The sequence below is a fragment of the Stenotrophomonas bentonitica genome (genome assembly GCF_013185915.1).
Classification (GTDB): domain Bacteria; phylum Pseudomonadota; class Gammaproteobacteria; order Xanthomonadales; family Xanthomonadaceae; genus Stenotrophomonas; species Stenotrophomonas bentonitica.
Genome location: NZ_JAAZUH010000002.1, coordinates 196,714 through 217,939, shown reverse-complemented (window position 1 = coordinate 217,939; position 21,226 = coordinate 196,714). Strand labels below are relative to the sequence as shown.

Sequence of the window (21,226 nt, the reverse complement as noted above, 5' to 3'; positions counted from 1 at the left end):
GGCGTTTGCCCGTCTGCCTTCCTCCCTTCTTGCACGCGGTGTGGTTCAACAGCGCCGGAGCGCTGTCCTCGCGGCCCCCTCCCAGGGTGCCTGCCTGCATGGTAGGCGAGACACGCCGGTTGCCGCCCGCTTGCATACGTATTCATGGCCTGGCGCGGTGATGCGGCGGACCGCGTGGCTATAGTCCGGGGCAGGTTCCGGCTGCCCTGGGAGGGGAAATGCCTTTGGTTGTTGCGTTGCCGCGCGCGTTGCGTGCGCCCCGTCCGCTGGCCTGGCTGGCCATGTCGTTGCTGTTCTGCGCGGTGGCTGCGCAGGCCGAGCCGGTCACCGTGGCCAGTGCCAGTTCACCCGGCAAGGTGCTGAAGGTGTCGCTGCAGCTCGACGGTGGCAACCCGAGCTACCGGGTCGAGCGGCTGGGCCAGACCGTGGTGGCCGAGTCGAAGCTGGGCTTCCAGCTGCGCGACGGCCGCCTCGACCGCGACCTGGAAGTGCTGGGGCAGGACACGCGCAGTGTCGACGACACCTGGGAACAACCGTGGGGCGAACGCCGCAGCGTGCGCAACCACTACAACGAAGTGACCGTGCAGCTGGGCGAGCGCAGTGGCGCCAAGCGCCTGCTGGACGTGGTGTTCCGCGTCTACGACGACGGCCTGGGCTTCCGCTACCACTTCCCGCAACAGCCGGGCCTGCGCGAGGCGATCATCGACGACGAGCTGACCGAGTTCGCGATCGCGCCCGAGTCGACCGCGTGGTGGATCCCCGCCGGCGAGCCGATCCATTACGAATACCTGTACCAGCGCACCCCGCTGGACCAGGTGCCGCTGGCACACACCCCGCTGACCCTGCGCAGCCGCGACGGGCTGCACGTGGCGATCCATGAAGCCGCGTTGGTCGACTACGCCGGCATGTGGCTGCGCCGTACCGACGGCCAGCGCCTGCGTGCGCAGCTGTCGCCGTCGGCCGAAGGCTGGAAGGTGCGCCGCACCCTGCCCTTCAGCACGCCGTGGCGCACCCTGCAGATCAGCGACCAGGCCGGCGGCCTGGTCGAGTCCAACCTGATCCTCAACCTCAACGAGCCCAACGTGCTGGGCGATGTGAGCTGGGTCAAACCGTCCAAGTACCTGGGCGTGTGGTGGTCGATGCACCTGGACCAGGAGAGCTGGGCGACCGGTCCGAAGCATGCCGCGACCACGGCCAAGACGAAGAAGGTGATCGACTTTGCCGCGAAGCACGGCTTCCGCGGCGTGCTGGTGGAAGGCTGGAACCCGGGCTGGGACGGCAACTGGGTCGGCAATGGCTACGACTTCGACTTCACCCGGGCCACCCCCGACTTCGACATCGACGCGCTGTCGGCCTACGGGGCGAAAAAGGGCGTGCACCTGATCGGCCACCATGAAACCGGCTGTGCGATCGAGCATTACGAAGACCAGCTCGGCGCGGCGCTGGACCTGTATGCACGGCTGGGCGTGGACTCGTTCAAGAGCGGCTATGTCTGCGACGACGGCCAGGTCGACCGGCGCAACCCGGCCGGCGGCCCGCTGTGGCGCGAGTGGCACGACGGGCAGTTCATGGCGCGCCATCACCTGAAGGTCGTGCAGGAAGCGGCGAAGCGGCACATCGCGGTGAACCCGCATGAGCCGATCAAGGACACCGGCCTGCGCCGCACCTACCCCAATTGGATCTCGCGCGAAGGTGCCCGCGGCATGGAATACAACGCCTGGGGCCAGCCGCCGAACCCGCCCGAGCACGAGGTCAACCTGGTATTCACCCGCATGCTGTCCGGGCCGATGGACTACACCCCGGGCATCCTCAGCCTGAAGGGCCGCCACGGACAGGCCATTCCGAGCACCCTGGCCCGCCAGCTGGCGCTGTACGTGGTGATCTACAGCCCGATCCAGATGGCCGCGGACCTGCCTGAACACTATGAACAGCACCGCGAGGCGTTCCAGTTCATCGAAGACGTGGCGGTGGACTGGGATGACACCCGGGTGCTGGATGGGGAAGTCGGCGACTACGTGACCATCGCCCGCAAGGACCGCAACAGCCGCGACTGGTTCCTGGGCAGCATCACCGACGAACACGGCCGCGCGCTGCCGGTACCGCTGTCGTTCCTGGAGCCGGGCGTGCGCTACCGCGCCGAGATCTACCGCGATGGAGAGGGCGCCGATTACCAGCGCAACCCGTTCGCATTCGCGCGCGAAACCCGCGAGGTGACCAGCGCCGACACCCTGACCATCGTGCTGGCACCGGGCGGCGGTCAAGCCATCCGGTTCAGCCCGATGTAACCGGTTTCAATCCCTGCATATCCATTGAATACGTATGCAGGGTGATTCACGCCGGAGGCGCGCTGCCTACCATAGCCACGCAGTCAACGGCCACCGCGCCATGACACCTGCGGCAACGCATCGCCGTTGATCACAACATGTTTGGCAACATTGCCTGGGAGGGGAAAATGTTGAATCGCAAGCGCAGCGCGCTGAGTATCGCGCTGGCCGTCGCCCTGACGCCGCTGTTGGCGTCGGCGCAGTCCACCACCACGTCGAGCACCGCGCCGCCGGCCGGTACCGCCGCCACCGACCTGGACACCGTGCAGGTCACCGGCATCCGCCGCGGCATCGAAAACGCCATCCAGATCAAGCAGGACGCCACCTCGGTGGTCGAAGTGATCTCGGCCGAAGACATCGGCAAGCTGCCGGATGTCAGCATCGCCGAGTCGCTGGCCCGCCTGCCCGGCCTGGCCGCACAGCGCGTGGCCGGCCGTGCCCAGGTGATCAGCGTGCGCGGCCTGTCCCCGGACTTCGCCACCACCCTGCTCAACGGGCGTGAAGTGGTCAGCACCGGCGACAACCGCAGCGTCGAATTCGACCAGTACCCGTCCGAACTGGTCAACGGCGTGACCGTGTACAAGACCCCCGACGCGGCGCTGGTCGGCCAGGGCCTGTCCGGTACCATCGACATGCAGACCGTGCGCCCGCTGGCCTTCAGCGAACGCGTGATCGCACTGAGCGGCCGCTACTCGAAGAACTCGCTGGGCAAGGCCGCCAACGTGGACGCCTTCGGCAACCGCTTCAGCGCCAGCTACATCGACCAGTTCGCCGACAACACCTGGGGCCTGGCGATCGGTTACGCGCACAGCGACAACCCGATCCAGGAAAACCAGGTCGGCCTGTACGAGCCGTGGACCACCGAGCAGACCGACCAGGGCAACCGCCCGGGTGTTGCGCCGGGCACCGCGTTCTCCGACGGCATCAAGGCGCTGCGCCGTACCGGCAACGCCAAGCGCGACGGCTACATGGCCACCGTGCAGTTCCGCCCGTCGAACACGTGGACCAGCACGCTGGACCTGTTCCACACCGAAGCCGAGCAGATCGACACCGCCAACCAGTTCGAGGTCAACCTCAGCAACTACAACGGCGGCTACAGCCCGGGCCTGTTCATCAGCAACCCGCAGGTCAACGGCAACGGTACCTTCACCGGTGGCACCGCCAGCGGCGTGTACCCGCTGGTGCGCGGCATGTACAACAAGCGCGAAGACAAGATCGATGCGTTCGGCTGGAACAACGAGCTGACCTTCGACAGCTTCAAGCTGACCGCCGACGTGAACTACTCCAAGGCCACCCGCGACGAGCTGAACCTGGAGAACAACCTGCAGCTCACCCCGATGCCGCAGCTGGACACCATCGGCCTGACCGTCAATGGCGATGGCTTCTCGCAGATCCGCCCGGGCCTGGACTACTCCAATCCCGAAGCCCTGTACCTGACCAACACCATCTACGGCTCGGGCTACGGCAAGGTGCCGCAGGTGGAAGACCGCCTGAAGGGTGCACGCCTGCAGGGCACGTTCAACATGCCCGAGGCGCTGTCCTGGTTCCAGGACGTGGACGTGGGCGTGAACTACGCGGACCGCCGCAAGGAAAAGACCCAGGCCGAAGGCAACATCCTGCTCGGTGCGCAGGGCGACGCCAACGTCGGCAGCGACCTTCAGTACCGTCCGGTCAACCTGGGCTTTGCCGGCATCGGCTACATCCCGGCCTGGAACGTGCCGGCCGCGGTCGACCGCTACATGGTGTTCAACCCGGTCACCAACCTGGACTACCTGATTCCGAAGTCGTGGGTGGTGCAGGAAAAGACCACCACCGCGTGGGTGCGTGCCAACATCAACACCGATATCGGTGAAGTGGGCGTGCGCGGCAACGTGGGCGTGCAGATGATCCGCACCGACCAGAGCTCGCAGTCGAACTACTTCGACCGCTCGCGCCCGGCCGGCCAGGAAGTGCTGCCGATCGACGAAGGCAAGACCTACACCGACTGGCTGCCGAGCTTGAACCTGGCCTTCATGTTCCCGCACCAGCAGACCCTGCGCTTCGCAGTGGCAAAGCAGGTGGCGCGTCCGCGCGTGGACCAGATGCGCGCCGGCCTGGAGTTCGGCGTGGACACCGCCACCGGCAAGCCGGGCGGCAGTGGCGGCAACCCGCTGCTGGATCCGTGGCGCGCAAACGCCATCGACCTCTCGTACGAAAAGTACTTCGGCGAGAAGGCGTACGTGGCGGCTGCGGTGTTCTACAAGGACCTGAAGAGCTACGTCTACACCCAGTCGGTGGACGACTACGACTTCAGCAACCTGCTGGCCAACTACGTGCCGCCGCCGGGGATGATTGCGCCGGTGCAGACCATCGGTACGTTCTCGGCGCCGCAGAACGGCGAAGGCGGCACCCTGCGTGGCCTGGAACTGACCGCTTCGTTCCCGCTGGAAATGATCGCCGAGCCGCTGCGTGGTTTCGGCGTGCAGGCCAGCGCCACCTTCAACGACAGCGACATCAAGATCCTGGACCCGGAAAGCGCCTCCAGCGTGGGTAGCGATCCGATCAGCCTGCCGGGCCTGTCCGAGCGCGTGTACAACTTCACCGCCTACTTCGAGCGCAATGGCTTCGAAGCACGCGTGAGCCAGCGCCGTCGTTCGGACTTCATCGGTGAAATCGGCAACTTCAACGGCAACCGCACCCTGCGTTACGTGGTCGGCGAGAACGTGACCGACGCGCAGGTCAGCTACACCTTCGCCGACAGCAGCAGCCTGCACGGACTGACCCTGCTGCTGCAGGGCAGCAACCTGACCAACGAGCCGTACCGCACCTATGCGGGCACCAAGGACCGTCCGCTGGAGTACATCGAGTGGGGCCGGACCTACATGCTGGGTGTGAACTACAAGTTCTGATCCCTGCGGTAGTGATATACGGAAAACCCGCTGCGCGAGCAGCGGGTTTTTTGTTGGGCGGGTCGCGCAGCCACGCAGGGCGTGGCTCTACCACCCGGCACGGTAGAGCCACGCCCTGCGTGGCTGCATTCGAACGCGCGAAAAAAAGGGCGGAACCTTGCGGTTCCGCCCTTCAATACCACCGGAAATCGTGAATCAGCTGCGACGTGCGCAGTACATCGCCTGGGCCGGCAGCTGCAGCTGCGTACCTTCCGCCTGGCCTGCATCCGGACCCGGCACGTGCAACGCGTGCCACTGCCCTTCCGGCAACGCCACCGTGGTGGCTTCAGCCGACAGGTTGAACGCCAGCAGCAGGGTCTCCTCCCCATGCGTGCGCTCGAACATCAGCACCGGCTCGGCGGTCTCCAGGAAACGGATGTCGCCCAGCAGCAACGTCGGCATGGTCCGGCGCCAGGCCAGGAACTGGCGGAAGGCGTTCAGCACCGAATGCGGGTCATGCTCCTGCACCGCCACCGCACGAACCTGGTGGTCCTGCGGGATCGGCAGCCACGGCGTACCGGTGGTGAACCCCGCCAGCGGCGCGTCCAGCCACGGCATCGGCGTGCGGCACCCGTCGCGGCCCTTGAAGTTCGGCCAGAAGGTGATGCCATACGGATCCTGCAACGCCTCGAACGGCACGTCGGCCTCGCCCAGGCCCAGCTCTTCGCCCTGGTACAGGCAGATCGAACCGCGCAGCGAGCACAGCACCGCCACCAGCAGGCGGGCCAGGCGCGGCTGCGCCGGGTGGCCGCCCCAGCGGGTCACCGCGCGCTCCACGTCGTGGTTGGAGATCGCCCAGCACGGCCAGCCTTCGGTCATGGTCGCTTCCAGCCGCGACACGGTGTCGCGGATGTAGGCGGCGCTGTAGTCCTTCACCAGCAGCTCGAAGCTGTAGCCCATGTGCAGGCGGCCCGGCGCGGTGTACTCGGCGGTGGTCGCCAGCGAGTCCTCGGCGGAGATCTCGCCCAGGCTGACCGCACCCGGGTACTGGTCCAGCAGCCCGCGCAGGCGCTCGATGAACGGCAGGTTTTCCGGCCGGGTGTTGTTGTAGTAGTGGTACTGGTAGGCGTACGGATTGTCCGCGCTGAAGCCACGGCCCAGGCGCTTCTCCAGCGGCTTGGCCGGGTTGTCGCGCAGTTCCTGGTCGTGGAAGCAGAAGTTGATCGAATCCAGGCGGAAACCGTCCACGCCGCGATCCAGCCAGAACTTCACGTAATCCAGGGTCGCCTGCTGCACCGCCGGGTTGTGGAAGTCCAGGTCCGGCTGGTCGGCCAGGAAGTTGTGCAGGAAGTACTGCTCGCGGCGTGGCTCCCACTGCCAGGCCACGCCGCCGAAGATCGACATCCAGTTGTTGGGCGGGGTGCCGTCCTCGCGCGGGTCGGCCCACACGTACCAGTCCGCCTTGGGATTGGTGCGGTCCTGGCGGCTCTCGCGGAACCAGGCGTGCTCGATCGAGGTATGGCTGAACACCTGGTCGATCATCACCTTCAGGCCCAGCGCATGCGCCTTGGCCAGCAGCCGGTCGAAGTCGGCCAGGGTGCCGAACAGCGGGTCCACGTCGCGGTGGTCGGCGATGTCGTAGCCGAAGTCGGCCATCGGCGAGGTGAAGAACGGCGAGATCCAGATCGCGTCCACGCCCAGCGAAGCCACGTAGTCCAGGCGCTCGATGATGCCGGGCAGGTCGCCCACGCCGTCACCGTTGGCATCGAGGAAACTGCGCGGGTAAATCTGATAGATGACGGCACCGCGCCACCATGGAGTCTGCGACATCGAGGGGCCCCCCTCCGGGCCAGAACGTACCCGACAAGCTTAGCGGGGGGCCCTTGGCGGTGGCGCCACATGCATACGTATTCACGCCCTCCCCGGCCGCCGGACGCCTTCGCGGGCGGAATACGTCCGCACCGCCTATAATTCCGCCCAAGCCTGAAAGTCAGACCGCATGACCACCATCGAAGACACCCGCCCCGCGCTGGGCCTGCCCCAGATCCAGTCGCTCGCCGCGCCCGACATGGCCGCCGTGGACGCACTGATCCGCCGCCGACTGTCTTCGGATGTCGTGCTGATCAACCAGATCGCCGACCACATCATCTCCGCCGGGGGCAAGCGCCTGCGGCCGATGCTGGTGATGCTGGCCGGCCACGCGGTCGGCCAGGCCGGCCCGGAGCACCACCAGCTGGCGGCGATCATCGAGTTCATCCACACCTCGACCCTGCTGCACGACGACGTGGTCGACGAGTCCAGCCTGCGGCGTGGCCGCAGCACCGCCAATGCATTGTGGGGCAATGCGCCCAGCGTGCTGGTGGGCGACTTCCTGTACTCGCGCAGCTTCCAGCTGATGGTGGAACTGGACCGCATGCCGGTCATGCAGATCCTGGCCGACACCACCAACCGGATCGCCGAAGGCGAGGTGCTGCAGCTGCTGCACGTGCATAACCCGGATACGGACGAAGCCGCCTACCTGCGCGTGATCGAGCGCAAGACCGCGGTGCTGTTTGCCGCCGGGACCCGACTGGGCGCGCTGGCCAGCGGCGTGGACGCGGCCACCCAGCAGGCGCTGTACGACTACGGCATGCACCTGGGCTACGCGTTCCAGATTGCCGACGACGTGCTGGACTATTCGGCCAATGCCGACGAGCTGGGCAAGAACCTGGGCGACGACCTCGCCGAGGGCAAGGCCACCCTGCCGCTGATCCACGCCATGGCCCATTCCGATGCGGCTACCCGTGAGCGCCTGCGTGAGATCGTGCAGAACGGCGACGCCGGGGCGATGCCGGACGTCCTGGCGGCGATCCATGCCACCGGCGGTCTGGAGTACAGCCGCAAGCGTGCCGAGGAATACGCCGAGGCCGCCGAGCGTGCGCTGGACGGCCTGGCCGACAACGACGCAGTGTCCGCATTGCGCGGGTTGGCCCGCTACGCGGTGCAGCGCTCGCATTGAGGTCGAGGTGCCGGGCAGAGCCCGGCACCTCGGTCTGCGATTATCGCTTGTCGAACAGGCCTTCGAAGAACGAATCCAGGCTCTTCCACGCCCGCTTCGCCGCGCGCTCGTTGTACACGCAGCCCGGCGGGCTGTTGGCGTCGGCTTCGGCGAAGCAGTGCACCGCGCCGCTGTAGTTGGTGAATTCCCAATCCACCTTTGCCGCGTTCATTTCCTGCTGGAAGCCGGCGATGTCTTCCGCACTGACGCTCTTGTCGTCGGCCCCGTTGAGCACCAGCACCGACGGGTGCGTGTCCCCCGCCTTGGCCGGCACCGGCGCGCTCAACGCGCCATGCAGGCTGACCACGCCCGCCAGCGGTGCACCGGCGCGGGCCAGTTCCAGCACCGTGGTGCCACCGAAGCAGAAGCCCACCGCGCCGATCTTCGTCGCATCCAGCGGTGCGCTGCCGGCCTGGGCCTTCAGCACGTCCAGCGCCTTCAGCGCGCGCGCGCGCAGCACCGGGCGGTCGTTGCGCAGTTTGGTGGCAATCGGGCCCGCCTCGGCATCGGTCTTCGGGCGCACGCCCTTGCCGTACACGTCGGCCACCAGCACCACGTAGTCGTCGCCGGCCAGCTGCTTGGCCTTGGCGATGGCCGAGTCGTTCACGCCCTTCCAGTTCGGCACCATCACCAGGCCGGGGCGCTTGTCGTTGTCTTCGTCGTCGTAGACCAGCACGCCGCTGAAGGTGGTGCCTTCATGCTGCCATTCGACCGGCTTGGCCTGCATCGCGGCCATCGCCGGCAACGCGGTCATGCCCAGCACCAGTGCCGCACCCCACCGCCATTGCTGCTTCATGCGCCTGCTCCGTTCGGGGAAAGGAACATGAAACCACATGCGATGTGACGCCCGGTAGAGCCACGCCCTGCGTGGCTTCGCGGTGCCGTATCAGGCGATCCCGATCCCCGGGATCGCGGTGATCTGGTCCGGGTCGAACCCGGCCAGTTCGGCGAAATGTCGGCCACGGGCGACGTAATCCCGGTACACCCCGAAACTCGGCGCACCCGGCGACATCAACACCACCCCGCCCTGCCCGCCCAGCGCGGCGCAGGCCAGCCGCACCGCTTCGTCCAGGTCCCCCGCCGCATGCAGGCCGAACCGGCCGGCATCGGCCAGCGGCTGCAGCAGCGCGTGGATGCGCGGGCCGTTGGCGCCCATGGTCACGATCTCCACCGGCGGCACGTCGTGCGCCATGTGCGCCACGAAGTCCTGCCAGTCCAGTCCCCGGTCGTGTCCGCCCACCAGCAGCGCGATGCGCTGGCCGGCGAAACACTCCAGCGCAGCCAGGCTGGCGTGCGGAGTGGTGCTGATCGAATCGTTGACGAAACGCAGGCCGTCACGCGTGCCGATGGTCTGCAACCGGTTGGGCAACGGACGGAAATCCTGCACCGCCGGGGCCAGTGCCACCGCGTCCAGGCCCAGCGCTTCCAGCGCGGCCAGCACCGCGCACAGGTTGCCGCGGTTGTGGCGGCCCGGCAACGGCGTGTTGGCGGTGTCGAACACCGCCTGGTCGCCGCGATACACGATCTCGCCGCGCATGTGCCACCCCTGCGACTGGTTGAACCAGACCACTTCGCTATGCGGCAACGACAACCCGGCCAGGTGCGGATCGGCCGCATTGAGTACGGCGATGCGCGGCGCCGCGTCGGTCACCAGCGCCAGCTTGTCCTGGATGTAACGCGCTTCGCTGCCGTGCCAGTCCAGGTGTTCGGGGAACAGGTTCAGCACCACCGCCACCTGCGGGTGCGCGCCGCTGCGCGCCACTTCGCCGGTCTGGTAGCTGGACAGCTCCACCGCCCAGTACGCCGGCGCCGGTTGCGGATCGAGCACTTCCAGCAGCGGCAGGCCGATGTTGCCGACCAGCCCGGTGCGCGCCCCCGAAGCGCGCAGCAGGTGCGCCAGCAGAGAGGTGGTGGTGCTCTTGCCCTTGGTGCCGGTCACGCACACGGTGTCGCGCACCGTGCCGTCGGCAGCCGCGTGTTCGGCAAACCACAGCGAGGTGCCGCCGATGAACTGCGTGCCACGCGCGGCGGCCGCCAGCGCAGCCTCGCCGTACGGGCTGATGCCCGGCGACTTGATCACCACCTCGAACCCGGCCAGCGAATCGCCGCTTACGTCCGAACGTACCTGCAGCGTGCTGCCGGCTTCGGCGCGCGCGGCGGCGGCCTCGGCCTCGGGGCAGAACAGGGTCAGTTCAAGCGCGGGCAGGCGTTGCCGAAGAACCGAAAACGCCGCACGTCCTTCGCGCCCCCAGCCCCATAGCGCGACCCGCTTGCCCTCAAGCTGCGAAATTCGCACGCAGGCGCTCCCAGATCGCCGCCGGAATGCGGTGCTCGCCTTCCAGCACCAGCAGCGGTTCGATCTGCAGCTCGGCGCCGTCCAGCTGCGGTTGGATTTCTTGGATGAAGCGCTTCACCAGCGCGTCCTCGTTCCATTCCGGGCGCGCGGCCAGGGTCGCCATCGCCGCCCGCGACTCGCGACCTTCGCCCACGCACTCGAACGGCTTGTGGTCCTGGAACTCCAGCAGCGCGTCGAAACCGCCGGCCTGCTCCAGATCGTCCAGCAGGTTGCGACCGAAGATGCGCACCAACCGGGTCTTGGGCATGAACGGGGCCAGCGCCAGGAACACGAAGTGGCACTTCGGGCACACCCCGCACCAGCGGTTCACCGGGCGCTCGCCCAGGATGTGGAAGTTGCGGTTGCAGCTGGAGAAGTGCGCGTCGTAGAAATCGGTTTTCGCGAACTGCCGCGCCACCGCCAGCTCCGACAGCGGGCGCAGCAGCGAGTAGTACTGCAGGTCGGCGGCCACGTGGCGCTGCAGGTGCTCGCCGAAGGCCTGCTCGAACGCCCAGCCCTTCGACCACTGGTGGTTCACTTCACCGGTGCCGGGGATCTGGCTGCCATAGCTGGCCGAGCGCTCGTTGGAGAACACCACCTGGTCCACGCCCTGCAGCAGCGCGGCCAGCACCATGATCGCCGAGTTCACCGCGGTCACCGGGATATGCCCGTTCCAGGCGCCCTGGCGGTTGAGCTCGAACAGCTCCGGCGCCAGCGTGCGGCCGATGTTGAGCATCGGCAGGCCGGTGCGCTCGGCGCAGGCCCGGATCAGCTGCGAGCCGCCGATCCAGGTCACCGTCTCGGCGATGCCCAGCGTGCGCAGCGCTTCGATGCTGACCAGCGAATCCTTGCCGCCGCCAATGGCCACCAGCGCGTGCTCGCGCAGGCCCACCGCCGGTGCGGCAACCGCGTCGCCTTCCACCGGCAGGCGGAACCGCCCGCGCAGGTTCAGGCCGTTGCGGTAGGCGAATTCGCCCAGCCCGTTGAGGTACACCGTTTCCACCAGCGCAGCGGTGTCGGCGTCGACCGTGTAGCTGTCGATCCGCACCTGCTCCGGCACGCCGGCCTTGTAATAGCTGACACCGGCGATCAGGTGCAGCAGGCGCAGCGCGCGCTGCACCGCCTCGGCACGGGCCCCTTCCAGCACGAACGGCGCACCGGGAATGGTGACCGTCTCGACCAGTTCCGGGCCGTTGTCGAAGGCGTAGACCAGCTGCGCCACGCCGGTGTCCGCGGCAAGGTCGCAGCGGACGAAGCGGAAGCAGGCAACCTGGTGTTTATCGAATGCAGCAGTCATGGTGGGTCCGGTGGGGCATGAGGGAAAACAGCGGGCGGCGCTCAGGGAACATCGTCGATGACGTCCTCGCGCGGCAGCTCCCGCTGGTTGTAGGTGTTGGCCATGACGTAGCCGTAGGCGCCGGCATCGGCGATCAGCATCACGTCATCCGGGGCGGTGGTGGCCGGCAGGCGGCGGCGCTTGCCGAACACGTCGCTGGACTCGCAGATCGGCCCGACCACGTCGAACATCGCCTCCGAGTACCCGCCCAGGCGGCTGAGGTTTTCGATGTCGTGCCAGGCGTCGTACAGCGCCGGGCGCATCAGCGTGTTCATGCCCGCATCCAGCCCGACCCGGCGCACGCCGTCCTTTTCAACCACCTGCGTGGCGGTGGTCAGCAGCACGCCCGATTCCGCCACCAGGTAGCGGCCCGGTTCGATCGCCAGGCGGAACGCCGGGTGCACGGCCTTGACCTCGGCCAGGCCCACGGCCCACGCGTCCAGGTCGAACGGCTCGTCATCGGCGCTGTAGGGAATCGGCAGGCCACCGCCGATGTCGATGGTTTCCACGCTGCCGATGCGGCGCGCAAAGCCGGCCAGTTCGTCGCACATCAGGCGCCAGTGCTGCGCGGTTTCCACGCCGCTGCCCAGGTGCGCGTGCAGGCCGACCACGCGGGTGCCCAGGTCCGTTGCCAGGCGCACGAACTCGTCCACGCGCGCGATCGGCAGGCCGAACTTGGAGTCCTTGCCGCCGGTGCGGACCTTGGCATGGTGGCCTTCGCCACGGCCCAGGTCCACGCGCAGCCACAGCTCGCGGTTGCGGAACAGATCCGGCCAGCGCTGCAGCGCTTCCACGTTGTCCAGGGTCACGGTCACGCCCAGCGCGAACGCCGCTTCGTACTCCGCACGCGGCGCGAAGCTGGGGGTGAACAGCACCCGGCGCGGCGACAGCGTCGGCAGCACGTTGAACACATGCTTGAGCTCACCGTGCGAGACGCACTCCAGGCCGAAGCCTTCCTGCTCCAGCAGTTCCAGGATGGCCGGGTGGCTGTTGGCCTTGATCGCGTAGTAACGCTGGTCGATCGGCTTGATCGCCGCCAGCGCCCGCGCACGCGCGCGGACCGTGGCCAGGTTGTACACGTAACGCGGCGTACCGGCCTGGGCCAGGTGCAGCAGGTGCTCGCGCTGGCCCCGCCACCAGGCGGTTTCGCGCGGGCGGATGGTGCCGGCGATCTCGCGCCAGCGCGGGCCGAACACCTCGCCCTCTTCCACCGGCATCGCGCCGCTGTCGATCAGCTCGGCGTGCAGGATCGGCAGCAGGCCGTCGGCGTCGGCTTCGTCGATCACGAAGGTCAGGTTCAGGTCGTTGGACGACTGCGAAATCATGTGCACGCGCTCGCGCCCGAAGGTCGCCCACACGTCCGACAGCTTGTGCAGCAGCGAGCGCATGCCGCGCCCGACCAGGGTGATCGCCGCGCACGGCACGATGATCTTGACCTTGCAGATCTGCGACAGGTCGGCCGACAGCGCGGCCAGCACGTCCGTGTTGACCAGGTTCTCGGACGGATCCAGCGACACGGTCACGTTGGTTTCGGCCGAACCGATCAGGTCGACCGACAACCCGTGCTTCTTGAACAGGCCGAACACATCGGCCAGGAAGCCGACCTGCTGCCACATGCCGATGCCTTCCATCGACACCAGCACGATGCCGTTGCGGCGGCTGATCGCCTTCACCCCGGGCACCGGCGCGGCGTTGCCGTCGATGCTGGTGCCCGGCAGTTCCGGGCGTTCGGTGTCCAGGATCGCCATCGGCACGCCGGCGTCGCGGCACGGCTTGATCGAGCGCGGGTGCAGCACCTTGGCGCCGGTGGTGGCGATTTCCTGCGCTTCGTAATAGTCCAGGCGGGTCAGCAGGCGCGCGTCGGGCACGTCCTTCGGGTTGGCGCTGAACATGCCCGGCACGTCGGTCCAGATTTCCACCCGGCTGGCGCCGAGCAGCGCACCGAAGTACGCCGCCGAGGTATCCGAGCCGCCGCGGCCGAGGATGGCGGTGCCGCCGTCGGCATGCCGCGAGATGAAGCCCTGGGTGATCAGCATGCGGGTCGGCTGCGCGCGGAAACCGGCGGCCCACCCGGCGTCCGAGCGCCACTGGCAGTTCACCGACAGGCGCTGCGACCAGTCGCTCTGGTTGGGCTGCGGCGGCAGTGCCTGCAGCCACTCGCGCGCGTCCATCCAGCCGAAATCCAGGCCGCCGGCGCGCAGGTACGCGGCGCCGATGCTGGACGACAGCAGCTCGCCCTGGCCAAGCACGTCGGCCTGCCAGTCCAGCGGGCGGGTGGCCGCACGCGGGTCGTCCAGCAGGCCCTGCAGTGCAGCCAGGCGCGCGTCCAGCGTGCCGGCGTCCAGCGCCAGCTCGGCCAGGAACTCGCGGTGGCGCGCCACCAGCGCGTCCACGCGGGCACGGCTGTCGGCGGCGCCATCGGCGATCGCGGTCAGTTCATTGGTGACCCCGGACAGGGCCGAGACCACCACCAGCACGCGCGCGCCGGTTTCTTCCGCACGTTTTTTCGCCAGCTTCCCGATCGTGTCCCAGCGGTGACGACGCGACACGGAGGTGCCGCCGAACTTCAGTACGATCCAGCGATCGACAAGGGGGGAAGCTGACATGGAGGTAGGAATGGGTAGGTAGTGGGGGGATCGACCCGGCACGCCGGGCCGAACCTCTGATTCTATGCCAACGCGCCGCCCCCGTCAGACCCGGCCGGCCTTGTTAAGCTGCCCGACCGTTCTGCCTGACCGACCTGCCATGACTGCCCGCCGCTTCCTCCAGCTTGACGTGTTCTCCCCCTATCCCGGCGCGGGCAACCCGCTGGCCGTGGTGCTGGACGCCGAAGGCCTCGACGACGCCCGCATGCAGGCGATTGCGCGCTGGAGCCGGCTGCCGGAAACCACCTTCGTATTCGCCCCGCAGGCGGCCGGCGCCAGCTACCGGATCCGCATGTTCAGCCCGCAGAAGGAAGTGCCGTTCGCCGGCCACCCCAGCGTCGGCACCGCACACGCGGTGCTGGACGCCGGCCTGGCCACGCCGGTGGATGGCGTGCTGGTACAGGACGGCATTGCCGGTGCCCTGCCCTTGCGGGTGGTGGGCGAAGGCGCCGCGCGCAGCATCGCGATCCGCACCCCGCGCGCGGCGGTGGCGGAAGTCACCACTGCCAGCGACCCGCGCCTGCAGGCCGCGCTGGCGGGCTGGACCCTGGGCGACCTGCCGCCGGCGCGCATGTCCGGTGGCCGCAGCTGGTGGGTGGTGGCGCTGGCCGACGAAGCCGCGCTGCGCGCCCTGTCGCCGGACTGGGATGCGGTAGCGGAACTGGCCGAAAGCACCGACAGCATGGGTGTGTTCGCCTACGCAGGCGCTGCGGGTGGCGACTACGACCTGGCGGTCCGCGCATTCGTCGGCAACGGTCGGCGCTTTGAAGATGCCGCCTCGGGCGCGGCCAATGCCGTGCTGGCGGCGTGGCTGGACAGCCGCGATGCGCTGCCCGGGCGCGGGGGAAACTACGTGGTCAGCCAGGGCCGCGAAGTGGGCCACGATGCGCGGCTGACGCTGCATGTGGATGCAGACGGCGAGGTCTGGTCCGGCGGCCAGGTGCAGACCGTAATCGAGGGGACAATCACCTGGTAGAGACACGCCACGCGTGTCCTGCGGGGTATCCGGCACCACATGGGACACGCATGGCGTGTCGCTACGCGGCGCCCTGGCTAGTGCCGGCCTCTGGCCGGCACCCCAGAACACCCATCAGCCCAATTCGGCTTCCAGGCTGATCGGCACCGCACTCAAGGCCTTGGACACCGGGCAGTTCTGCTTGGCGTCGTCGGCGATCGCGCGGAACTGCGTCGCGTCGATGTTCGGGACCACCGCCTTGACCTTCAGGGTGATCTGCGAGAGCTGCGGGCCGCCTTCCATCGACAGGTCGACCTTGGCTTCGGTGTCCAGCGAGGTCGGCACGAAACCGGCTTCGGTGAGCTTGGCCGACAGCGCCATGGTGAAGCAGCCGGCATGCGCGGCGGCGATCAGTTCTTCCGGGTTGGTGCCCTTTTCGTCGCCGAAGCGGCTGCTGAAGGCATAGCGGGTCTTGTCCAGCAGGCCGCTCTGCGGCGTGCTCAGTTGTCCCTTTCCTGTCTTGAGGTCACCTTCCCAGTGCGCGGTGGCGTGACGCGAAATGCCCATCGGTTCTTCCTCTGTGGGTGAATGGCACGCACAGCGTAGACCGGGGGGCGTTAGCGCCGTGTCTGGCCGGGCGGGGCTGCCAAACCGGCCCGGAAGGGCGTCCCGCGACCGCATTTCCGGGCATGTCCTGATGCACTGCGGTAATCGAATTTGCAGAAAAGCCGAATTTTTATGCGTTTGCCTATTGGCGGCGCCGCATTGTTGCCCTACATTTCGCTTGCCGATGGGTTCGGCGCGACCACCCAACCAACCGATCACGGAACAGGAAACCATGGCAAAGACCGCTAAGAAGGCTGCCCCGAAGAAGGCAGTGAAGAAAGTCGCTACGAAGGCCGCCGCAAAGCCGGCAGCTCCGAAGCCGATCAAGGAAGTGCTGACCAAGTCCGGCCTGGTTGCACACATCGCAGAAGCCTCCGGCGTTGTCGCCAAGGACGTCCGCGCGGTGCTGGCCTCGCTGGAAACCGCCGTGGCCTCCTCGGTGCACAAGAAGGGCGCTGGCAGCTTCACCCTGCCGGGCCTGCTGAAGATCACCACCGTCAGCGTTGCTGCCAAGCCGAAGCGCAAGGGCATCAACCCGTTCACCAAGGAAGAGCAGTGGTTCGCCGCCAAGCCGGCCACCACCAAGCTGAAGGTGCGTCCGCTCAAGAAGCTCAAGGACGCCGCGCTGTAATCTGCGCGCTTCCTGCAGCACCCGGACGGGACGGCCTTGGCCGTCCCGTTCTCGTTTGGGGCAGCGCAGCGGCGGCGAAACACAGCGTTGCCAGACCCGGGCGGAACCCGTCCCGCCGGTGCAGACCCTGCCGCCACGGGCTGCACGCAGGATCCGCGCAAAAGCGGAACGCACAAGGTGGAACACTGCGTGCGGCCGCGCCTGTCGCCCCGGCCCGTCGCCACGCCTATGGTGGGTCCATCCCCCCACAGTGCACCGCCATGGCCAGCCCCTCGCAACGCTATCGCATCACCGTTACCCCGATCGAAAAGGACGGGCTGCAGTGCAGCGGACGCTGCACCATCGAACTGGAACACCGCGCCCAGCAGGACTGGATGCGGCTGCTGGAAGTGGCGCGGCGCCAGACCGGCCTGAGCGGCGACGAGCGCGCTGCCGCGATTGTCGCCACCCAGCTGCTGCAGGACCTCGCGCAGCGCTACGCCGACCAGCCCAGCCACCCGCTGACCGCACTGCAGCCACAGCTGGACCAGGTGCTCAGCGCCCTGGATGGAATACAGCGCGCACCCTGAAGCACCGCTACACTCTGCCCTCCACCGGGGAGGGTGCGCCATGCGTCGAGTCGTATTTCTGTTGCCGCTGTTGTTTGCAGGATGCTCATGCCAGCCCGACCCGGTCGCCGATGGCGCGCGGCCGGATGCCGCTCCCCTCGCCCACGCAACGCCCGCGGCGGACACAACGCCGCCCGCGGAAGGCACGCTCTCCAGCGTGGCGTCGCCGACGCTCAGCGCGGTGGCACCCGGCGCCGCGGACGAAGGGACCACCGTCCGCAACTACGTGCATGCCCTGCTCAACCGCGACCGCAGCGCGTCGGACGCCTACTGGAGCGGCGGCCGTACCAGCTCCCGGCCCGACGACGCGGTCCTGCGCGACATCGCCGACCTGCGCAACCTGCGGATCGACACCGACAGTCCCATCGCCCGCGACACCGAACAGCCCTCGCGCCTGCGCGAGGTCCCGGTCCGGGTCCGCGCGACTACCGGTACGGGCACCTTCGTCTTCCAGGGCTGGTACCGCCTGCAACCGCGCCCCGACGGCAGCGGCTGGGAAATCCACAGCGCGTCCCTGCAACCGGTGGTGCAATGAACATGCTGCGGTAGATCCACGCCCTGCGTGGATGCTTCTGGCGCCAGCCATGAAGCACCGATTCATCCAGACCCGCTATCGTGTGGGCATCCCAACCCTGCGCCTGCTCCCATGAAGCTACGCCCCGCGTTCGCCCGCCTTGCCGCCTGCACCGTCCTGATCGCCGCTGCGGTCGGCGCACAGGCCGCCCCCAGCATTTCCGGCCGCAACCTGTCGGTGGGTGCCGCCGACGTGCAGCAGTACCTCGATGGCAGCTTCCCGCGCACCCAGGACGCGCTGGGCGGCCTGATCGCCATGACCATGAGCCATCCCAAGCTGACCCTGCCGCAGGGCAACCGGCTGGACCTGGGCATGGACGTGGCGCTGGCGACCGCCGGTGGCGCGCCGGCGCCGCTCGGCAAGGTCAAGCTGAGCAGCGGCCTGCGCTACGACGCGCAGACCCAGGGTTTCCACCTGGACCAGCCGACCGTGGACGACTTCACCCCGGCCAACAACGGCGGTCGGCTGGACTCGCGCACCCGCGAGCTGCTCAACGTGTTCCTGACCGACTACGCCCGCCGCGAGCCGATCTACAAAATCGACCCGACCGTCGGCGCCCTGCTCGGCGCGCTGCAGGTGCAGTCGGCCCAGGTGCAGAACGGAAAGCTGGTGGTGACCTTCAACCAGGACCTGGGCGCGATGGTGCCGGCCGGGGTGCTGGGGAAGTAACGGCCGGCTCCTCTTTCGGTTGGATTTGCCTGGAGCCGGCCAGCGGCCGGCACTACAGCCCTCGCGCTCAGCGCTTGGGCTGCAACATCGTCCCGGTGCACTTCTTCGAGCCGCAGCGGCATTCCCAGATCTTCTTCAGGCGCGCGGTGTGGCGCTCGGCCAGGGTGATGCCGTAGTTGTAGGTCAGCTCGGCGCCCGGCTCGATGTCCTTGATCGCCTCGATGAACACCTTGTCCTCGCGGCGGTTGTCGCCCTCGGCTTCCTCGATCACCGCCTCGCAGTTCGGGTCGCAGCTGTGGTTCAACCAGCGCGCATCGTTGCCCTTGTAGTTGGCGTCGATCACGTAGTTGTCGTTCAGGGTGAACAGGAAGGTGTGACCGCTCTCCACATCCCCGGTATCATCGGCGTCCACATCGGCGTGGCTGCGCAGCAGGCCCTTGTACTGGATGACCCGTTCGCCCTTCTTCAGTGGCGCCAGCGCGAACACGCCATTGCCGTGGATCGAGGATTTGCGGGCTTGGATCTTCTTGGGCATCAGGCTGGCCGTTACGTTGGGATGGTCGATTCTCGCTTAATAGTCGTGATGATGCCTACCTGAACACGACGGGTTGGATGCCCGCGCATAAAAGCGTACAATTTCAGTCCGCTTTATGGCTCCGCCCTCCCCATGCTCCGCGTCACCAAGCTCACCGATTACGCCACCGTCGTCCTGACCGTCCTAGCCGCGCGCCCGGGCGAGGTACTCAGTGCGACCGAACTGGCTGAATATGCCCGCCTCGAGCCGCCCACCGTCAGCAAGCTGCTCAAGCCGCTGGCCCAGGCCGGCCTGGTCGAAGGCCTGCGCGGCGTGCGCGGCGGCTACCGGCTGACCCGCGCCGCCGACCAGATCAGCCTGTTCGAGATCGTCGAAGCCATGGAGGGGCCGCTGGGCCTGACCGAGTGCGCGCACGACCACAGCCAGTGCGGACGCGAGCTGCAGTGCGGCGCGCGCAGCAGCTGGCGGCTGATCAACGACGTGGTGTCCGACGCACTGCGCAAGGTCAGCCTGGCGCAGATCCTGCCCCCTCTTCCCCTTGTTGACGCCCCCCGCCGCGTGATCGCGGCGGATGTCGTCTCCTGATCCACAGGCAGCCCCCATGGCCACCGATACCCTCGACACCGTCGCCCCCGGCGACACCCCCAACCGCGAGATCCATGAGCAGCTCGGCCGCAAATATTCGGCCGGCTTCATCACGGACATCGAATCGGACTCGCTGCCGCCCGGCCTGGACGAGGACACCATCCGTGCCCTCTCGGCCAAGAAGGACGAACCGGAGTGGATGACGCAGTGGCGCCTGGACGCCTACCGCCACTTCCTGACCATGCCGATGCCGAACTGGGCCAAGCTGCAGATCGCCGCGATCGACCTGCAGGCGCTCAGCTACTACTCCGCGCCGAAGGGCCCGAAGTACGCCTCGCTGGACGACGTGCCGAAGGAACTGCTGGACACCTACGACAAGCTGGGCGTGCCGCTGCACGAGCGCGCCAAGCTGGCCGGCGTCGCCGTGGACGCGGTGTTCGACTCGGTCTCGGTCGGCACCACCTTCCGCAAGGAACTGGCCGAGAAGGGCGTGATCTTCTGCTCGATGTCCGAAGCCATCAAGGAGCACCCGGAGCTGGTCCAGAAGTACCTGGGCACCGTGGTCCCGGTCGGCGACAACTACTTCGCCGCGCTGAACTCGGCCGTGTTCTCCGACGGCAGCTTCGTGTTCATTCCCAAGGGCGTGCGCTGCCCGATGGAACTGAGCACCTATTTCCGCATCAACGCCGGCCACACCGGCCAGTTCGAGCGCACCCTGATCATCTGCGAGGACAAGGCGTACGTGTCCTACCTGGAAGGCTGCACCGCGCCGATGCGCGATGAGAACCAGCTGCACGCCGCGGTGGTCGAGCTGGTCGCGCTGGAAGATGCCGAGATCAAGTACTCCACGGTGCAGAACTGGTATCCGGGCGACGAGAACGGCGTCGGCGGCATCTACAACTTCGTCACCAAGCGTGCCGAATGCCGTGGCGCGCGCAGCAAGGTCACCTGGACCCAAGTCGAGACCGGTTCGGCGATCACCTGGAAGTACCCGTCCTGCGTGCTGCTCGGCGACGACTCGGTGGGCGAGTTCCACTCGGTGGCGCTGACCCACCACCGCCAGCAGGCCGACACCGGCACCAAGATGATCCACATCGGCAAGCGCACCAAGAGCAAGATCGTCAGCAAGGGCATCAGTGCCGGCCGTGGCCAGAACACCTACCGGGGCCTGGTCAAGGTCGACCGGAATGCCGATGGCGCGCGCAACTACACCCAGTGCGACTCGCTGCTGATCGGAAAGACCTCCGGCGCGCACACCTTCCCGTACATCGAGGTCAAGAACCCGAGTGCGACGGTGGAGCACGAAGCCACCACCTCCAAGATTTCCGACGACCAGCTGTTCTATTGCCGCGCACGTGGCATCGACCAGGAAAACGCGGTGTCGATGATCGTGGACGGCTTCTGCAAGCAGGTCTTCCGCGAGCTGCCGATGGAGTTTGCGGTGGAAGCCAAGAAGCTTTTGGAAGTTTCCCTTGAAGGTTCCGTGGGCTGATCTGCCGCGCCTTTGGTTTACATTTTT

The 21,226-nt window shown here is 67.6% G+C and carries 17 protein-coding genes; 10 read left to right on the top strand and 7 right to left on the bottom strand.

Annotated features, from left to right (window positions below; genetic code table 11):
* The first annotated feature begins 218 nt into the window (after positions 1 to 218).
* The gene (locus tag HGB51_RS12105) at positions 219 to 2,285 is read left to right on the top strand and encodes a glycoside hydrolase family 97 protein (protein ID WP_070206626.1); all 2,067 of its coding nucleotides are present in this window, start codon (positions 219 to 221) and stop codon (positions 2,283 to 2,285) included.
* Between the two features lie 167 nt (positions 2,286 to 2,452).
* Positions 2,453 to 5,212 (top strand): TonB-dependent receptor, encoded by a 2,760-nt coding sequence (locus HGB51_RS12100; RefSeq protein ID WP_070206627.1) that lies wholly within the window; start codon positions 2,453 to 2,455, stop codon positions 5,210 to 5,212.
* 195 nt (positions 5,213 to 5,407) lie between these two features.
* Here HGB51_RS12100 and HGB51_RS12095 read toward each other — a convergent pair whose 3' ends face one another.
* Complete coding sequence (locus tag HGB51_RS12095; protein ID WP_070206628.1) at positions 5,408 to 7,021, bottom strand: alpha-glucosidase family protein; 1,614 nt, start codon at positions 7,019 to 7,021, stop codon at positions 5,408 to 5,410.
* 169 nt (positions 7,022 to 7,190) lie between these two features.
* On the opposite strand from HGB51_RS12095, the gene HGB51_RS12090 reads away from it, so the two are divergent.
* Complete coding sequence (locus tag HGB51_RS12090) at positions 7,191 to 8,189, top strand: polyprenyl synthetase family protein (protein WP_070206629.1); 999 nt, start codon at positions 7,191 to 7,193, stop codon at positions 8,187 to 8,189.
* 40 nt (positions 8,190 to 8,229) lie between these two features.
* Here HGB51_RS12090 and HGB51_RS12085 read toward each other — a convergent pair whose 3' ends face one another.
* From HGB51_RS12085 to HGB51_RS12070, 4 genes are all read right to left on the bottom strand, one after another.
* Positions 8,230 to 9,024 (bottom strand): dienelactone hydrolase family protein, encoded by a 795-nt coding sequence (locus tag HGB51_RS12085; protein WP_070206630.1) that lies wholly within the window; start codon positions 9,022 to 9,024, stop codon positions 8,230 to 8,232.
* Positions 9,025 to 9,114: 90 nt separating this feature from the next.
* Positions 9,115 to 10,524, bottom strand: a complete 1,410-nt coding sequence (murD, locus tag HGB51_RS12080) for a UDP-N-acetylmuramoyl-L-alanine--D-glutamate ligase (protein WP_070206631.1) — start codon at positions 10,522 to 10,524, stop codon at positions 9,115 to 9,117.
* Positions 10,505 to 11,860 (bottom strand): UDP-N-acetyl-alpha-D-muramoyl-L-alanyl-L-glutamate epimerase, encoded by a 1,356-nt coding sequence (murL, locus tag HGB51_RS12075; RefSeq protein ID WP_070206632.1) that lies wholly within the window; start codon positions 11,858 to 11,860, stop codon positions 10,505 to 10,507. The genes murD and murL overlap by 20 nt, the downstream gene beginning before the upstream one ends.
* 41 nt (positions 11,861 to 11,901) lie before the next feature.
* Positions 11,902 to 14,505 (bottom strand): bifunctional aspartate kinase/diaminopimelate decarboxylase, encoded by a 2,604-nt coding sequence (locus HGB51_RS12070; protein WP_070206633.1) that lies wholly within the window; start codon positions 14,503 to 14,505, stop codon positions 11,902 to 11,904.
* A gap of 139 nt (positions 14,506 to 14,644) precedes the next feature.
* On the opposite strand from HGB51_RS12070, the gene HGB51_RS12065 reads away from it, so the two are divergent.
* A complete protein-coding gene (locus HGB51_RS12065) occupies positions 14,645 to 15,520 on the top strand; it encodes a PhzF family phenazine biosynthesis protein (RefSeq protein WP_070206634.1) in 876 nt (291 codons plus the stop codon).
* 114 nt (positions 15,521 to 15,634) lie between these two features.
* Here the strand turns inward: HGB51_RS12065 and HGB51_RS12060 are convergent, their stop codons facing one another.
* Positions 15,635 to 16,066, bottom strand: a complete 432-nt coding sequence (locus HGB51_RS12060) for an OsmC family protein (protein ID WP_070206635.1) — start codon at positions 16,064 to 16,066, stop codon at positions 15,635 to 15,637.
* A gap of 271 nt (positions 16,067 to 16,337) precedes the next feature.
* Between HGB51_RS12060 and HGB51_RS12055 the strand changes: the two genes are divergently transcribed.
* From HGB51_RS12055 to HGB51_RS12040, 4 genes are all read left to right on the top strand, one after another.
* Positions 16,338 to 16,736, top strand: coding sequence for an HU family DNA-binding protein (locus HGB51_RS12055; protein WP_070206701.1), 399 nt, complete (start codon positions 16,338 to 16,340; stop codon positions 16,734 to 16,736).
* 260 nt (positions 16,737 to 16,996) lie between these two features.
* The gene (locus tag HGB51_RS12050; RefSeq protein ID WP_070206636.1) at positions 16,997 to 17,305 is read left to right on the top strand and encodes a DUF3861 family protein; all 309 of its coding nucleotides are present in this window, start codon (positions 16,997 to 16,999) and stop codon (positions 17,303 to 17,305) included.
* Between the two features lie 40 nt (positions 17,306 to 17,345).
* Positions 17,346 to 17,879: a hypothetical protein gene (locus HGB51_RS12045; protein ID WP_070206637.1), complete on the top strand. Its 534-nt coding sequence runs from the start codon at positions 17,346 to 17,348 to the stop codon at positions 17,877 to 17,879.
* Between the two features lie 111 nt (positions 17,880 to 17,990).
* Positions 17,991 to 18,587: a YceB family lipoprotein gene (locus tag HGB51_RS12040; protein ID WP_070206638.1), complete on the top strand. Its 597-nt coding sequence runs from the start codon at positions 17,991 to 17,993 to the stop codon at positions 18,585 to 18,587.
* 67 nt (positions 18,588 to 18,654) lie between these two features.
* Here the strand turns inward: HGB51_RS12040 and HGB51_RS12035 are convergent, their stop codons facing one another.
* Positions 18,655 to 19,122 carry an SET domain-containing protein gene (locus HGB51_RS12035; protein ID WP_070206639.1) on the bottom strand — a complete coding sequence of 156 codons (468 nt, stop codon included), beginning with the start codon at positions 19,120 to 19,122 and terminating at the stop codon, positions 18,655 to 18,657.
* Between the two features lie 132 nt (positions 19,123 to 19,254).
* Between HGB51_RS12035 and HGB51_RS12030 the strand changes: the two genes are divergently transcribed.
* Both HGB51_RS12030 and sufB read left to right on the top strand, forming a co-directional pair.
* Entirely contained in the window at positions 19,255 to 19,707 is a 453-nt protein-coding gene (locus tag HGB51_RS12030) for an SUF system Fe-S cluster assembly regulator (protein ID WP_070206640.1), read from the top strand.
* 16 nt (positions 19,708 to 19,723) lie between these two features.
* Positions 19,724 to 21,199: a Fe-S cluster assembly protein SufB gene (gene sufB / locus HGB51_RS12025; protein WP_070206641.1), complete on the top strand. Its 1,476-nt coding sequence runs from the start codon at positions 19,724 to 19,726 to the stop codon at positions 21,197 to 21,199.
* The last annotated feature ends 27 nt before the right edge of the window (positions 21,200 to 21,226 follow it).

Coding starts and splice junctions, on each gene's coding strand:
- HGB51_RS12085 (WP_070206630.1), bottom strand. CDS start 9,024: ATGAAGCAGCAATGGCGGTGGGGTGCGGCACTGGTGCTGGGCATGACC.
- HGB51_RS12055 (WP_070206701.1), top strand. CDS start 16,338: ATGGCAAAGACCGCTAAGAAGGCTGCCCCGAAGAAGGCAGTGAAGAAA.
- HGB51_RS12035 (WP_070206639.1), bottom strand. CDS start 19,122: ATGCCCAAGAAGATCCAAGCCCGCAAATCCTCGATCCACGGCAATGGC.
- HGB51_RS12065 (WP_070206634.1), top strand. CDS start 14,645: ATGACTGCCCGCCGCTTCCTCCAGCTTGACGTGTTCTCCCCCTATCCC.
- HGB51_RS12060 (WP_070206635.1), bottom strand. CDS start 16,066: ATGGGCATTTCGCGTCACGCCACCGCGCACTGGGAAGGTGACCTCAAG.
- murL (WP_070206632.1), bottom strand. CDS start 11,860: ATGACTGCTGCATTCGATAAACACCAGGTTGCCTGCTTCCGCTTCGTC.
- sufB (WP_070206641.1), top strand. CDS start 19,724: ATGGCCACCGATACCCTCGACACCGTCGCCCCCGGCGACACCCCCAAC.
- HGB51_RS12030 (WP_070206640.1), top strand. CDS start 19,255: ATGCTCCGCGTCACCAAGCTCACCGATTACGCCACCGTCGTCCTGACC.
- HGB51_RS12095 (WP_070206628.1), bottom strand. CDS start 7,021: ATGTCGCAGACTCCATGGTGGCGCGGTGCCGTCATCTATCAGATTTAC.
- HGB51_RS12040 (WP_070206638.1), top strand. CDS start 17,991: ATGAAGCTACGCCCCGCGTTCGCCCGCCTTGCCGCCTGCACCGTCCTG.
- HGB51_RS12090 (WP_070206629.1), top strand. CDS start 7,191: ATGACCACCATCGAAGACACCCGCCCCGCGCTGGGCCTGCCCCAGATC.
- HGB51_RS12050 (WP_070206636.1), top strand. CDS start 16,997: ATGGCCAGCCCCTCGCAACGCTATCGCATCACCGTTACCCCGATCGAA.
- HGB51_RS12070 (WP_070206633.1), bottom strand. CDS start 14,505: ATGTCAGCTTCCCCCCTTGTCGATCGCTGGATCGTACTGAAGTTCGGC.
- HGB51_RS12100 (WP_070206627.1), top strand. CDS start 2,453: ATGTTGAATCGCAAGCGCAGCGCGCTGAGTATCGCGCTGGCCGTCGCC.
- HGB51_RS12105 (WP_070206626.1), top strand. CDS start 219: ATGCCTTTGGTTGTTGCGTTGCCGCGCGCGTTGCGTGCGCCCCGTCCG.
- HGB51_RS12045 (WP_070206637.1), top strand. CDS start 17,346: ATGCGTCGAGTCGTATTTCTGTTGCCGCTGTTGTTTGCAGGATGCTCA.